Source organism: Agromyces italicus DSM 16388, assembly GCF_000421545.1.
GTDB classification, from domain to species: domain Bacteria; phylum Actinomycetota; class Actinomycetes; order Actinomycetales; family Microbacteriaceae; genus Agromyces; species Agromyces italicus.
In genome coordinates this window covers 587,492-602,092 of sequence record NZ_ATXF01000004.1, presented here as the reverse complement: position 1 = coordinate 602,092, position 14,601 = coordinate 587,492, and the positions used below count along the sequence as shown (strand labels likewise).

Annotated in this window: 13 protein-coding genes; 4 read left to right on the top strand and 9 right to left on the bottom strand. The window is 68.9% G+C overall.

Annotated elements, in window-relative coordinates; genetic code table 11:
• Positions 1–2 precede the first annotated feature (2 nt).
• The 9 genes from H516_RS0103165 to H516_RS0103125 all read right to left on the bottom strand — a co-directional run bounded on the left by H516_RS0103165 (position 3) and on the right by H516_RS0103125 (position 10,925).
• Positions 3–1,124, bottom strand: a complete 1,122-nt coding sequence (locus tag H516_RS0103165) for an adenosine deaminase (protein ID WP_022888275.1) — start codon at positions 1,122–1,124, stop codon at positions 3–5.
• 193 nt (positions 1,125–1,317) lie between these two features.
• Entirely contained in the window at positions 1,318–2,622 is a 1,305-nt protein-coding gene (locus H516_RS0103160) for a thymidine phosphorylase (protein ID WP_022888274.1), read from the bottom strand.
• Complete coding sequence (locus H516_RS0103155) at positions 2,619–3,035, bottom strand: cytidine deaminase (protein WP_022888273.1); 417 nt, start codon at positions 3,033–3,035, stop codon at positions 2,619–2,621. Before H516_RS0103155 ends, H516_RS0103160 begins: the two co-directional genes overlap by 4 nt.
• A 59-nt stretch (positions 3,036–3,094) precedes the next feature.
• Positions 3,095–4,393 (bottom strand): ABC transporter permease, encoded by a 1,299-nt coding sequence (locus H516_RS22495; RefSeq protein ID WP_026378356.1) that lies wholly within the window; start codon positions 4,391–4,393, stop codon positions 3,095–3,097.
• 5 nt (positions 4,394–4,398) lie between these two features.
• Positions 4,399–5,781 carry an ABC transporter permease subunit gene (locus H516_RS22490; RefSeq protein ID WP_022888271.1) on the bottom strand — a complete coding sequence of 461 codons (1,383 nt, stop codon included), beginning with the start codon at positions 5,779–5,781 and terminating at the stop codon, positions 4,399–4,401.
• Positions 5,778–7,295: an ABC transporter ATP-binding protein gene (locus H516_RS0103140; protein WP_022888270.1), complete on the bottom strand. Its 1,518-nt coding sequence runs from the start codon at positions 7,293–7,295 to the stop codon at positions 5,778–5,780. The genes H516_RS22490 and H516_RS0103140 overlap by 4 nt, the downstream gene beginning before the upstream one ends.
• A 160-nt stretch (positions 7,296–7,455) precedes the next feature.
• The gene (locus tag H516_RS0103135) at positions 7,456–8,553 is read right to left on the bottom strand and encodes a BMP family lipoprotein (protein WP_022888269.1); all 1,098 of its coding nucleotides are present in this window, start codon (positions 8,551–8,553) and stop codon (positions 7,456–7,458) included.
• Between the two features lie 173 nt (positions 8,554–8,726).
• Positions 8,727–9,785, bottom strand: a complete 1,059-nt coding sequence (locus H516_RS0103130; protein WP_022888268.1) for a BMP family lipoprotein — start codon at positions 9,783–9,785, stop codon at positions 8,727–8,729.
• 21 nt (positions 9,786–9,806) lie between these two features.
• On the bottom strand, positions 9,807–10,925 hold the full coding sequence (locus H516_RS0103125) for a mannose-1-phosphate guanylyltransferase (protein ID WP_022888267.1): 1,119 nt from the start codon (positions 10,923–10,925) through the stop codon (positions 9,807–9,809).
• A gap of 173 nt (positions 10,926–11,098) precedes the next feature.
• On the opposite strand from H516_RS0103125, the gene sdhC reads away from it, so the two are divergent.
• The 4 genes from sdhC to H516_RS0103105 are packed head-to-tail and all read left to right on the top strand — an operon-like array spanning position 11,099 to position 14,561.
• Positions 11,099–11,521: a succinate dehydrogenase, cytochrome b556 subunit gene (gene sdhC, locus H516_RS0103120; protein WP_022888266.1), complete on the top strand. Its 423-nt coding sequence runs from the start codon at positions 11,099–11,101 to the stop codon at positions 11,519–11,521.
• Between the two features lie 10 nt (positions 11,522–11,531).
• On the top strand, positions 11,532–11,978 hold the full coding sequence (locus tag H516_RS0103115; RefSeq protein ID WP_022888265.1) for a succinate dehydrogenase hydrophobic membrane anchor subunit: 447 nt from the start codon (positions 11,532–11,534) through the stop codon (positions 11,976–11,978).
• Between the two features lie 7 nt (positions 11,979–11,985).
• Positions 11,986–13,797, top strand: a complete 1,812-nt coding sequence (gene sdhA, locus H516_RS0103110) for a succinate dehydrogenase flavoprotein subunit (protein ID WP_022888264.1) — start codon at positions 11,986–11,988, stop codon at positions 13,795–13,797.
• 2 nt (positions 13,798–13,799) lie between these two features.
• Positions 13,800–14,561 carry a succinate dehydrogenase iron-sulfur subunit gene (locus H516_RS0103105; protein ID WP_022888263.1) on the top strand — a complete coding sequence of 254 codons (762 nt, stop codon included), beginning with the start codon at positions 13,800–13,802 and terminating at the stop codon, positions 14,559–14,561.
• The last annotated feature ends 40 nt before the right edge of the window (positions 14,562–14,601 follow it).

Sequence of the window (14,601 nt, the reverse complement as noted above, 5' to 3'; positions counted from 1 at the left end):
CGTCAGGCGTCGTCGAAGCCGTCTTGAATGAGCTCGGCGAGCTCATCGCGGTCATCGAGGGGCAGGAAGGCCGCCGCCGCCGCATTGAGCTGGAACGTCTCGAGGTCGTCGAGGTCGTAGCCGAAGGCGTCGCTGAGGAGTGCGAGTTCGCGAGTCAGACTCGTGCCCGACTGGAGGCGATTGTCGGTGTTCACCGTCACCCGGAAGCCGAGTTGGTAGAGCAGATCGAAGGGATGGTCGACGAGCTCGTCGCCCCATGCGGCGATCGCACCGGTCTGGAGGTTCGACGACGGGCTCGTCTCGAGGGCGATCTCACGGTCGCGCACCCACTGGGCGACCGGGCCGAGCGAGACGTAGGTGTTCTCGTCGTCCTGGCGTTCGATGAGGAGGTCTTCCGCGATGCGGACGCCGTGACCGAGGCGGAGCGCGCGGCCGTCGAAGAGGGCGCTGCGGATCGACTCGAGGCCGTCGGCCTCCCCCGCATGCACCGTGACCGGCATGAACCGGCTCGCGAGGTAGTCGAAAGCGGTACGGTGCCGGCTCGCCGGGAAGCCGGCCTCGGCGCCCGCGATGTCGAAGCCGACGACGCCGCGATCACGGTGGCGCACGGCGAGTTCGGCGATCTCGAGCCCGCGGTCGGCGTGGCGCATCGCGGTGATCAGCTGCCCGGTACGGATGCCTCCGCCCTGATGACGCACGTCGTCGGAACCCTGTTCGAGGCCCTCCTGCACGGCCTCGACCGCCTCGTCGAGTGTGAGCCCGCGGGCGAGGTGCTGCTCGGGCGCCCAGCGGATCTCGCCGTAGATGACCCCGTCGGCGGCGAGGTCGTGCACGAACTCGCGCGCGACGCGCGAGAGCCCGGCCCGGGTCTGCATGACCGCAGTCGTGAGGTCGAAGGTCTTCAGATACTCGACGAGCGAACCCGAGTTGGACTGCTCGGTGAACCAGGCGGCGAGGCCGTCGGCGTCGGCGGCGGGAACCTCGAGCCCCTGCTCGTCGGCGAGCTCGATGAGGGTCTGCGGCCGCAGGCCGCCGTCGAGGTGGTCGTGCAGCGAGATCTTGGGCAGGGCCTGGATGTTCGTGCCGTCGCCCTCGAGCCGGTACTCCGTCGGAATCGTGTTCACGTGACCACGATAGCGGCGCGACCCCGACGAAGTCTCGGCAATCTCGAAGCAAGGAGCTCCGCGACCCGCCACACCGTTTCTCAGGAGGGTGCTACTCGGACCGCATGTTTCTCAGGAGATTTCCGCGCGTGCGGGGTGCGTGCGGTCCGAAATCTCCTGAGAAACGATCAACCGGGGAAGAGCGGGTCACCGATCAGCGGCCGATCCGGTCGGCGATGAGGGGGCCGCCGTTCTCGATCGCGTCGCCCGCGTCGCCGATGCGCCAGGCGCCCTCGACGGCGGCGAGGGCTCGTTCGAATCGTGCGGGCTCGTCGGCGTGCAGCGTGAAGAGCGGCCGGCCGGCGCGCACGGCGTCGCCGGGTTTCGCGTGCAGCTCGATGCCGGCGGCATGCTGCACCGGGTCCTGCTTGCGGGCGCGGCCCGCGCCGAGCCGCCACGCGGCGATGCCGAACGGCAGCGCCTGCTGCTCGACGAGCACGCCGTCGCGCTCGGCGGTCACGACGTGCTGCTCGCGGGCGACGGGCAGGGCTGCGTCGGGGTCGCCGCCCTGGGCGACGATCGAGCGCCGCCAGGTGTCCATCGCGCGCCCGTCGTCGAGCGCGGCCTCGACATCGACGTCGGGCCGCCCGGCCAGGGCGAGCATCTCACGGGCGAGTTCGACCGTGAGCTCGCGCACGTCGGCGGGGCCGCCGCCGGCGAGCACCTCGACCGATTCGCGCACCTCGTTGGCGTTGCCGATCGTGAGCCCGAGCGGCACGTTCATGTTCGTGATGAGGGCGCTCGTCGCGACCCCGGCGTCCTCGCCGAGCTCGACCATCGTACGGGCGAGTTCGCGCGAGCGCTCGATGTCTTGGAGGAACGCGCCCGAGCCGAACTTCACGTCGAGCACGAGCGCGCCCGTGCCCTCGGCGATCTTCTTCGACATGATCGACGACGCGATGAGCGGGATCGCCTCGACCGTGCCGGTGATGTCGCGGAGCGCGTAGAGCTTCTTGTCGGCCGGCGCGAGCCCGGCGCCCGCGGCGCAGATCACGCCGCCGACGTCGCGCAGCTGCGCGAACATCTCGTCGTTCGTGAGGTCGGCCCGCCACCCCGGGATCGACTCGAGCTTGTCGAGCGTGCCGCCCGTGTGGCCGAGCCCGCGCCCCGAGAGCTGCGGCACGGCGACGCCGAAGGTCGCGACGAGGGGCATCAGCGGCAGCGTGATCTTGTCGCCGACGCCGCCCGTGGAGTGCTTGTCGCTCGTGGGCTTCCCGAGCCCCGAGAAGTCCATGCGCTCGCCCGAGGCGATCATCGCCATCGTCAGGTCGCGGATCTCGCGGCGGGTCATGCCGTTGAGGAAGATCGCCATCGTCATGGCCGACATCTGCTCGTCGGCGACGTAGCCGCGCGTGTAGGCGTCGACGAGCCAAGCGATCTCGGGCGACGTGAGCTCGCGCCGGTCGCGCTTCGCGCGGATCAGGTCGACGGCGTCGAAGGGCTCGATGGCGGTGCTCATGCTTCTCCTCGGAATTCTGCGAGCTGGCGCGGGCCGAACGCGTCGGGCAGCACCTCGTCGATGGTCTTCAGTCCCGACACGGTGTCGAGCACCATGCTCTCGGCCGAGTGCTCGTACAGCAGTTGACGGCACCGCCCGCAGGGCATGAGCGTCGCCCCGTGCCCGTCGACGCAGGTGAACGCGACGAGCTTGCCGCCGCCCGACATGATGAGCGCCGACACGAGCGAGCACTCGGCGCAGAGCGTGACGCCGTACGAAGCGTTCTCGACGTTGCAGCCGCTCACGATGCGGCCGTCGTCGACGATCGCCGCCGCCCCCACCGGGAACTCGGAGTACGGCACGTACGCCTTCGCCATCGCTTCGCGGGCGCGCTCGCGCAGGCCCTGCCAATCGATCGCATCCGTCTCGGTCATGTTGCTCCCCCGTTGCAGATGAGGTGATGGATGCCTCGGGGCGGCCCCGAGGCATCCGCTCAGGACTTGATGTACGGTTTGCCCGCCGCGGCGGGGCCGCGGACCCTGCCCACGAAACCGGCCACCGCGAGGATCGTGATGAGGTACGGCAGCATCAGCATGAACTCGCTCGGCACGGGCGAACCGATGATCGACAGCGTCACCTGCAGGCTCGTCGCGAAGCCGAACAGCAGCGCCGCGAGCGTGGCCTTGATCGGGTCCCACTGGCCGAAGATCACGGCAGCAAGGGCGATGAAGCCCGCGCCCGCGGTCATCTCCTTGCTGAAGGCGATGCCCGAGCCGATGGTGAAGAACGCACCGCCGAGTCCGGCGATCGCGCCGGCGAGCGAGACGTTCCAGAATCGGGTGCCCGTGACGTTGATGCCGACCGTGTCTGCGGCCTGCGGGTGCTCGCCCACCGAGCGGAGGCGGAGGCCCCAGCGGGTGTGGAACAGGCCGACGTAGACGACCGCGACGGCGATGTACATGAGGTACACGAGGATCGTCTGGCGGAAGAACATCGGACCGATCAGCGGGATCTCGCTGAGGACGGGGATCGGCAGCCGTTCGAGGCGCGGCGGCGAGTTGAGCACGGCCGCGTTCGGCGCGAGCACCTGCGAGAACATGAAGCTCGTGAGGCCGAGCACGAGCACGTTCAGCACGACGCCGACGATGACCTGATCGACGAAGTACTTGATCGAGAACGCCGCGAGCACGAACGCGACGAGCACGCCCGAGATCGCGGCCGCGACCATGCCGAGCGCGGGACCCATGACAGCGTTGCCGACCGCGGACGCGACGACCGCCGAGGTGAAGGCGCCCGCGAGCAGCTGACCCTCGATCGCGATGTTGACGACGCCGACGCGCTCGGAGATGACGCCGCAGAGCGAACCGAAGATGAGCGGAACCGAGAGGCTCAGCGCGCTCGCGAGGAGCCCGGGCAGCGGGATGACCGGAGTGCGCGAACCCGCGGCCGCCCACGTGAGGAAGCCGATGAGGAAGATCACGGCGAACAGCGCGACGAGCCAAATGCCGACCTTGCGCTTCGCCCGCACGAGGAGGGCGGAAACGACGGTGATCGCCGCCATGAGCACGATGCAGACCCACGAGGTGACCTCGCTCGAGAGCGTGACGTCGGGCAGCTGGAGGAGGTCGTTGCCCTGCGAGAGCCGGAACGTCGCCTCGCCATGGCTTCCGGCTGCGGCAAAGAGCACGGCGGCGAGCACGGTGAAGATCGCGAACGCGATCGGCGCCTTCCAGCTGACGACGACCGTCTTGTCGAGCGAGGCCGTCAGGGGCACGGCGGGGTCGGTGGTCACGGTGCTCACTTCGCCTCCATCTCCTTCGTCACGATGGGTCTCTGCCGTTTCGGAGTCGATCCGGGAGCGGGCAGTCGGAAGATCGCGCGCACGAGCGGCGGTGCCGCGATGAACAACACGATGAGCGACTGCACGACGAGCACGATGTCGATCGGCACGCCCTCGGCGGCCTGCATCGAGAAGCCGCCCGCTTTGAACGCACCGAACAGGATGCCGGCCGCGAGGATGCCCCACGGCGTCGAGCGGCCGAGGAGCGCGACGGTGATCGCGTCGAAGCCGATGCCGGCGTCGATGCCGCTGGAGAAACCGGTGGTCACGGTGCCGAGCACCTGGCTGACACCGGCGAGACCGACGAGCGCACCCGAGATGAGCATCGCGTAGACGTACATCGACTTCACGTTGATGCCGGCGACGCGGGCCGCGTTCGGGTTCTCGCCGACCGCGCGGAACTTGAAGCCGAGGCTCGAGCGGTTGAGGATCCACCAGACGAGCACGGTCGCGCCGATCGCGAGGATGAAGCCGAAGTGCAGATTGAACTGCGGCCCCAGCAGCTCGGGCAGGATCGCGTTCTCCTTCATCGCCGGCGTCTTCGGGTTGTTGGAGCCCGGGGCCTGAAGGAGGCCAGGCGTGCGCAGCATCCACTGCACGAGGTAGAGCGCGACATAGTTGAGCATGATCGTCACGATCACCTCGTGCGCGCCGGTTCGCGCCTTCAGGAGGCCGGCGATGCCGGCCCAGAGCGCCGCACCGATCATGCCGGCGAGCACGGCGACGATCATGTGGATGCCCCAGGGCAGGTCGAACCCGAAGCCGACCCAGCCGGCGGCCGACGCCGCGATGAGCATCTGGCCTCGACCGCCGATGTTGAACATGCCGACGCGGAATGCGAGGCCCACGCCCAGACCCGCCGCGATGAGGGGGGTGGCGAAGGTGAGGGTCTCGGTGAGCGGCCTGATGCCGGCGATGAAGTCGGGCCGTCGGAAGTTGTAGATCGAACCCTGGAAGAACGCGACGTACGCGCCCGAGACCGACTCCCAGACGGCGACGAAGGTGTCGCCGGGTCGGGCGAAGAAGTAGACCGCGGCCTCTTGGACCCGCTCGTCGGTGAAGGCGATCATGACCGCGCCGACGATCAGGGCGAGCACGACGGCGAGCACGGAGATGATGGCGTTGCCGGTGACGATCTCGCGGAACGCGGTCGCCCATCGCGACGGGGGCTCGACGTCGGCCGGTGCGGGCTTCGCGGACCCCGCGGGCGGCGGCGCGGTGTCGGTCGCGGTCACGGTCGCCTTCGGCGCGGAGGCCGCTGCGGGCTCCGCCCCGCCGACGGTCGACTCGACGGGCTCCGCACCCGGCTCGGGCTGGGCGGGCGGCTGGGGGTCGCTCATGCGGCGGCTCCTTCTGCGGGGACCTCGCCGGCCATCATCAGGCCGAGGACGTCGCGGGGGGTGTCGCCGGGCACGATGCCGACGATGCGGCCCCGGTACATGACCATGATCCGGTCGGCGAGTGCGGTGACCTCGTCGAGCTCGGTCGAGACGACGACGACGGGGACGCCAGCGTCGCGCGCCGCCACGATGCGCTTGTGGATGAACTCGATCGACCCGACGTCGACGCCGCGCGTCGGCTGCGCCGCGACCAGGAGGCGGAGCTCGCGGCTGAGCTCGCGAGCGAGCACGACCTTCTGCTGGTTGCCGCCCGAGAGCCGGCCGACCTTCGTGTCGATGCCCGGGGTGCGGACGTCGAACTCCGCGACCTTCTCGGTCGCGAACTGCTCGAGCACGCCGCGCTGCACGTTGGCCGCCTTGACGAACGGGGCGCCGTTCGAACGGTCGAGCATGAGGTTCTCGGCGATCGAGAACTCGCCCACCAGGCCGTCTTCGTTGCGGTCTTCGGGCACGAAGCCGACGCCCGAGTCGAGGATCTTGCGGACGCTCGCGCCCGAGAGCACCTCGCCGTCGAGCGAGATCGAGCCCTGCACGCGCGGCTGCAGGCCGACGAGCGCTTCGGTGAGCTCGGTCTGCCCATTGCCCTGGACGCCGGCGACGGCGAGGATCTCACCGCGACGGACCTCGAAGCTGACGTCGTTCACGACCAGCTGGCCGATGTGGTCGATGACCGAGAGGCCCTCGACGACGAGCGCCGGCTCGCCGAGCTTCGGCGGGTCCTTCTGGACGGTGAGTTCGACGGCGCGACCCACCATGAGCGAGGCGAGCTCGACGTTCGAGGCGGTGGGCGAGGCCTCGCCGACGACCTTGCCGAGGCGGACGACCGTGATGCGGTCGGCGACCTCGCGGACCTCGCGGAGCTTGTGGGTGATGAACACGATCGCGGTGCCCGACTCGCGGAGCTGGCGCATGATCGCCATCAGCTCGTCGGTCTCCTGCGGTGTCAGCACGGCGGTCGGCTCGTCGAAGACGAGCACCTTCGCGTCGCGCGAGAGCGCCTTGATGATCTCGACGCGCTGCTGCACGCCGACGGGCAGGTCGTCGACGAGCGCGTCGGGGTCGACGTCGAACCCGAATCGGTCGGAGATCTCGCGCACCTTCGCGCGAGCCGCCTGCAGGTCGAGGAATCCGCCCGCTTTGGTCGACTCGTGGCCGAGCATGACGTTCTCCGCGACGGTGAAGACGGGGATGAGCATGAAGTGCTGGTGCACCATGCCGATACCGGCCTTCATCGCGTCGCCGGGTCCGGCGAAGTGCTGGACGACGTCGTCGAGGAGGATCTCGCCCTCGTCGGCCTGGTACAGGCCGTAGAGCACGTTCATGAGCGTCGACTTGCCTGCACCGTTCTCGCCGAGGAGGCAATGGATCTCTCCGGCCTCCACGGTGAGGTCGATGTGGTCGTTGGCGACCAAGCTGCCGAATCGCTTCGTGATGCCGCGAAGTTCGAGCTTCATGACCCCGATCCTAGTGATCTGTCCGCATCCGTTGGAGATGCTGCGCGAATGTTGAGGTGCATCGGAGCGTGCTGCTCAGATGCGGCCGAACCTGCTCGGCTGGAAACGAGCCGGGGAGGCCGGCAATGCCGACCTCCCCGACTTCGTGATTGCGGATCGCTTATCCGGCGAGGTAGGACTCGACGGTGATGTCGCCCGCGATGATCGCTTCCTGCAGCTCGGTGACCTTGTCGGCGAGCTCGGCCGGGACCTTGCTCTCCCAGTCGTGGAACGGCGCCAGGCCGACGCCCTCGTTCTCGAGCGTGCCGACGAACGGGGTCGGGTCGAACTCGCCGTTGCCCGCCTCGATGATCGCGTCGTAGACGCCGACGTCGATGCCCTTGCGGATCGAGGTGAGGAGGAGGTCGCTGACCGTCGGGTCGGTCTCGTACACGTCGGCGTCGACGCCGATCAGGGCGATCTCGCGGCCCGAGTCGCGGATCGCCGCGGCTCCGGGCTGGTAGATCGGGCCGCCGACGGGCAGGAGCACGTCGACGTTCTGGTCGATGAGGCCCTGCGCGGCCTGCTTGGCCTTGTCATCGGGGGCGAAGCCGCCGGTGAACGAGCCGTCCTGCTTGGCGCGGTCCCAGCCGAGGACCTTGACGGCGGTGCCGTTCTCCTCGTTGTAGTGGTCGACGCCCTGGGCGAAACCGTCCATGAAGATCGTGACGGTCGGGATGTTGATGCCGCCGTAGGTGCCGACGACGCCCGTCTCGCTCATGCCCGCGGCGAGGTAGCCGGCGAGGTATGCCGCCTGCGCGGTGTCGAAGATGATGGGCTTGATGTTCTCGGCGTCGGTGGTGCCGTCGAAGTCGGTGTCGACCGTGTCGTCGATCGAGATGTACTCGAGGTCGGGGTTCGCGGTGGCCGACTCGAGGGCGGCCGGAGCGAGCAGGAAGCCGACCGTGACGATCGTGTTGCAACCCTGGTCGACGAGGCCCTGCAGGTTCGAGGCGTAGTCGGTCTCAGCGGCCGACTCGACCTCGGTGTACTCGACGCCGAGCTCGTCGGCGGCCTTCACGAGGCCCTCGAAGCCGAGCTGGTTGAACGACTTGTCGTCGAAGCCGCCCTCGTCGGACACCATGCAGGGCAGGTAGTCGAGCGCCTCGCCGCCGCCCTCGTTCGACTCCTCGGGAGCCGATGCGCATCCGGCGAGCAGTGCAGCCGCACCGAACATCGCGAGGCCGCCGAGAGCGGCCTTCTTGGTCGTGACCTTCACAGTGTCCTCCAAAGACTGCGCCCCGACCTTCGCGAGGCTCGTGCAGAAACGTTACCCAATGTTGCGCAAGACGCCATCGACTGCGATCACGATCGGCGTCAATGGTTATCTAGACGCAATCTTCTGCTCATATGAGCAGCGCCCGGGATCCCCCGAACGGGGCCGATCCGGCGCTACGGTGCGCTCGGCGACCCGATGACGAGCTCGCCCGAGATGATCGCCTGCCGAAGGCCGTCGAGCTCGGCGTCGAGTTCGGGCGTGACGAGGGAGGCGAGGTCGTGGTACGGCGCGATCTCGACCCCGCCGTTCTCGAGCGTGCCGATGAACGGTTCGTTCGTGAACTCGCCGGCCTCGACGGCGCCCACGATCTCGAGCATCGCGTCCTGCGTGCGCTTCAGCACGCTCGTGAGGATCACGGGCCGGAACTCCGCCGAGAGTGTCTCGTAGCCGTCGCTGTCGACCCAGATGATCGAGACGCCGCGTTCGACCGCCGCCGCCGCCGCGCCCTCGCCCACCTGGCCCGCGACCGGCAGGATCACGTCGGCACCCTGGTCGATGAAACCCTCGGTCATGACCTTGCCCTTGTTGACGTCCTCGAAGTCGCCCGTGAACGAACCGTCCTGCTTCTCCTTGCTCCACCCGAGGGCCCGCACCTCGGTGCCGTGGGCCTCGTTGTACTTCGCGACGCCGTCGACGAAGCCGTCCATGAACAGGGTGACCGGCGGCTGGTTGCCGCCGCCGAACGTCGCGACGACCCCGGTCTTCGAGACCCCCGCCGCGAGATAGCCCGCGAGGAACGAGGCCTGCGCCGTGTCGAACACGACGGGCTTCACGTTGTCGGCCGCGACGCTCTCGTCGACGATCGCGAACGCCACGTCGGGGTTCGCCCCGGCCTCCTCGAGCGTCGCCTCCGCGAGCTCCCAGCCGACCGTCACCACGAGACCGCAGCCCGACCCGACCGCCTGCGCCACGTTCGGGGCGAGGTCGGTCTCACCGGTCGAGACGAGCGCCTCGGCCGCGATGCCGTACTCCTCCTCGGCCTGCTGCAGGCCCTCCCAGGTCGACTGGTTGAAGGAGCGGTCCTCGAGGCCGCCCGAGTTCGTGACCATGCGCACGCAACCCTCACCGCCTGCGTCGGAGCCGCCGCCCTCGGGGGCGGAGGCGCACGAGACGAGTGCGAGGGATGCCGCGGCGACCGCGGCGACGAAGAGACTGCGCGTTGCCCGGGGCATCCTGAACCTGCCTTCTCGTGCCTAGAGCACGTCGCTCGAACCGCCGAGCCGCAGGGCGTCGACGACCGCCTTCACCCGCTGCGCATGCTCGCTCGTGGTGACGAGGAGCGCATCGGGCGTGTCGACCACGACGATATCGTGCACGCCGATCAGGCTGATGACCCGCTTCGAGCGGCTCACCACGATGCCGCTCGATGCGTCGGCGAGCACGCGGGCGTGCTCGCCGAGGATGGCGAGCTCCCCTGAGCGCCCCGCCGTGTTGAGCTTCGCGAGCGAAGCGAAGTCGCCGACGTCGTCCCACTGGAAGTGGCCGCGGATCACGGCGAGTCGGCCGGCGGCCGCCGCGGGCTCGGCGACCGAGTAGTCGATCGCGATCTTCTCGAGGCGGGGCCACACGCGGTCGACCGCAGGGCCCCGGGTGGCGGGGTCGTCCCACGCCTCGGCGAGCTCGAGAAGGCCGGCGTGCAGTTCGGGCTTGTTGCGGGCGATCTCGGCGAGCAACTGGTCGGCGCGGGCGATGAACATGCCCGCGTTCCACAGGTGACGGCCGCCCGCGAGGTAGCGCTTCGCCGTGGCGAGGTCGGGTTTCTCGACGAAGCTCGAGACGAGCTCGCTGTGCGCGGCGCCGGGGAGTTCGAGGGGCTCGCCGCACTCGATGTAGCCGAATCCGACGGCGGGCTCGGTCGGGGTGATGCCGATCGTGGCGATGTAACCCGCGCGCGCCGCCGCGACCGCCTCGGTGACGGCGCTCTGGAAGAGCGCATCGCCGGAGATCACGTGGTCGGCCGCGAAGGAGCCGATGACGACCCCCGGTTCGCGGCGCTCGAGGATGGCCGCGGCGAGGCCGACCGCCGCCGTCGAGTCGCGCGGCTCGGACTCCAGCACGATGTTCTCGTCGGCGAGGCCGGGCAGCTGGAGCTCGACCGCTGAGCGGTGCGCACGACCGGTCACCACCATGATGCGCTGCTCGCCCGAGAGCGGGGCGAGACGATCCCACGTGTCTTTGAGGAGGGTCTGGCCGGAGCCGGTGAGATCGTGCAGGAACTTGGGGGCGTCGGCGCGAGAGAGCGGCCAGAGACGCGAGCCCACCCCACCGGCGGGGATGATGCTGTAGAAGCCATCGAGTGCTGCGGAGGTCATCCGATCAGGATAGTCGGCGCCCCTCGGGCCCGGCCGGTCTTCGCCGTCGCGGCGAGTCGATTAGGCACACCTCACCTGCACGTCGAGCAGGCCGGGTCTAGACTCGGATCGGGCCGTCGCGCCCGTGCGCCCGCATGCTCGGGCCAGATTCACACAGCCAGGGAGGGTTGTTCATGCCAGAGACCTCGGCAGGAACCCTGACCACACCCGAGAAGCCGGCGAAGCAGAAGCCGGGCGGCACGCTCTATCGCGGCCACGAGGGTATGTGGTCATGGGTGCTGCACCGCATCACGGGTGTCGCGATTTTCTTCTTCCTTCTCGTGCACATCCTCGACACGGCACTCGTGCGGGTGAGCCCCGAGGCGTACAACGCGGTGATCGGCGCCTATCAGACCCCGATCATGGGCCTCGGCGAGGTCGCCCTCGTCGGCGCGATCGTGTTCCACGCGTTCAACGGGCTGCGCATCATCCTCGTCGACTTCTGGGCCTGGGCCACGCGTCACCAGAAGGTGCTCTTCTGGGTCGTCATCGCCCTCTGGGTCGTCACGATGCTCGCGTTCACCCCGCGCCACCTCATCAACGTCTTCAGCCACTAGGGGGCGCGACATGACTGCAACCATCGAAGCGCCCCGCACTCCGGCGCGCCCCGCCCGCAAGGGCGGCGCGAACCTCGAGAAGTGGGGCTGGATCTACATGCGCGCCTCCGGCGTCGTGCTGCTCGTGCTGATCTTCGGCCACCTCTTCATGAACCTCATGGTCGGCGACGGCATCCAGGCCATCGACTTCGGCTTCGTGGGCGGCAAGTGGGCCGACGGGTTCTGGCAGTGGTGGGACGTCCTGATGCTCTGGCTCGCCCTCATCCACGGTGCCAACGGCATGCGCACCCTCGTGAACGACTACACGAACCCCGGTACCGTGCAGAACGTGCTCAAGGGCGCCCTGTTCGCCGCCGCGGCCGTGCTGATCATCCTCGGCACCCTCGTCGTCTTCACCTTCGAGCCGTGCCCCGCCGGCGCCCCGGCCGACCTGCTCCCCTCGTTCTGCGCCGCATAGGAGATTCGTGAACACCCAGACCTCCGACGCCGAGACCAAGATCGTCGACGGCGTCCACTACCACCAGTTCGACATCGTCATCGTGGGCGCCGGCGGCGCCGGCATGCGTGCGGCCATCGAGGCCGGGCCCGGTGCGAAGACCGCCGTCATCTCGAAGCTCTACCCCACCCGCTCGCACACGGGAGCGGCGCAGGGCGGCATGGCCGCAGCGCTCGCGAACGTCGAAGAGGACTCATGGGAGTGGCACACCTTCGACACCGTCAAGGGCGGCGACTACCTCGTCGACCAGGACGCGGCCGAGATCCTCGCGAAAGAGGCGATCGACGCGGTCATCGACCTCGAGAACATGGGCCTGCCGTTCAACCGCACGCCCGAGGGCAAGATCGACCAGCGCCGCTTCGGCGGGCACACCCGCGACCACGGCAAGGCGCCCGTGCGCCGGGCGTGCTACGCCGCCGACCGCACCGGGCACATGATCCTCCAGACGCTGTTCCAGAACTGCGTCAGGCTCGGCATCAACTTCTTCAACGAGTACTACGTGCTCGACCTCGTGATGACCGAGGTCGACGGGGTCGAGCAGCCCTCGGGCGTCGTCGCATACGACCTCGCGACGGGTGAGCTGCACGTCTTCCAGGCGAAGGCCGTGATCTTCGCGACCGGCGGCTTCGGCAAGATCTACAAGACGACCTCGAACGCCCACACCCTCACGGGCGACGGCGTCGGCATCGTCTGGCGCAAGGGCCTCCCCCTCGAGGACATGGAGTTCTTCCAGTTCCACCCGACCGGGCTCGCGGGCCTCGGCATCCTGCTCACCGAGGGCGCCCGCGGTGAGGGCGCGATCCTCCGCAACGCCTCGGGCGAGCGCTTCATGGAGCGCTACGCCCCGACCATCAAAGACCTGGCGCCCCGCGACATCGTCGCCCGCTGCATGGTGCAGGAGGTGGCCGAGGGCCGTGGCGCCGGCCCCCACAAGGACTACGTGCTCCTCGACTGCACCCACCTCGGCGCCGAGGTGCTCGAGACCAAGCTCCCCGACATCACCGAGTTCGCGCGCACCTACCTCGGTGTCGACCCGGTCTACGAGCCGGTGCCCGTGATGCCGACCGCGCACTACGCGATGGGCGGCATCCCGACGAACGTCGCCGCCGAGGTGCTGCGCGACAACACCACCGTCGTGCCGGGCCTCTACGCCGCGGGCGAGTGCGCGTGCGTCTCGGTGCACGGCTCGAACCGTCTCGGCACCAACTCGCTGCTCGACATCAACGTCTTCGGCAAGCGAGCCGGCCGCAACGCGGTCGAGTACGTCAACTCCGGTGTCGACTTCACCCCGCTGCCCGAAGACCCGGCACGCGGCATCCGCGAACTGCTCGCGCAGCTGCGCGACTCGAACGGCACCGAGCGAATCGCCGCGATCCGCAAGGAGCTGCAGGACGAGATGGACAAGGGCGCGCAGGTGTTCCGCACCGACGAGTCGCTCGCCCACGTCACGAATGTCATCGCGGGCCTCCGCGAGCGGTACAAGAACATCGCCGTGCAAGACAAGGGCAAGCGGTTCAACACCGACCTGCTCGAGGCCGTCGAGCTCGGGTTCCTGCTCGATCTCGCGGAGGTCGTTGTCTTCTCGGCCCGCAACCGCAAGGAGAGCCGCGGCGGCCACATGCGCGACGACTTCCCGAACCGCGACGACGAGAACTACATGCAGCACACCATGGCGTACCTGTCGGGCGACGCGCACTCGGCCGACGCGGCCGACCACATCCGGCTCGACTGGAAGCCGGTCACCGTCACGCGCTACCAGCCGATGGAAAGGAAGTACTGATCGTGAGCACCGCGACGCTCGAACAGCCGCCCGCCGCCGAGGCGCCGATCCAGTCGTTCACCGTCACCTTCCTGATCCGTCGCTTCGACCCCGACGTCGACACCGAGCCGCGCTGGCAGGACTTCGACGTCGAGATGTACGCGACCGACCGCGTGCTCGACGCGCTGCACAAGATCAAGTGGGAACAAGACGGATCGCTGACCTTCCGCCGCTCGTGCGCGCACGGCATCTGCGGCTCGGACGCGATGCGCATCAACGGCCGCAACCGACTCGCGTGCAAGACCCTGATCAAAGATCTCGACATCTCGAAGCCGATCTACGTCGAAGCGATCAAGGGCCTTCCCCTCGAGAAGGACCTCATCGTCGACATGGAGCCGTTCTTCGCGAGCTACCGCGAGGTGCAGCCGTTCCTCGTCGCGAACTCCACGCCCGAGCCCGGCAAGGAGCGCGTCCAGTCGGTCGCGAACCGCGCGATCTTCGACGACACCACGAAGTGCATCCTCTGCGCCGCGTGCACCTCGTCGTGCCCCGTGTTCTGGACTGACGGCCAGTACTTCGGCCCGGCCGCGATCGTGAACGCGCACCGCTTCATCTTCGACTCGCGCGATGACAACGCGCAGACCCGCCTCGACATCCTCAACGACAAAGAGGGCGTGTGGCGCTGCCGCACGACCTTCAACTGCACCGAGGCGTGCCCCCGCGGCATCGAGGTCACGAAGGCGATCGCCGAGGTCAAGCAGGCGATCATGCGCGGCAAGCCGTAGGCTCACCCGGCGCACGAACGAGGTTCACCCGTGCGGGGGT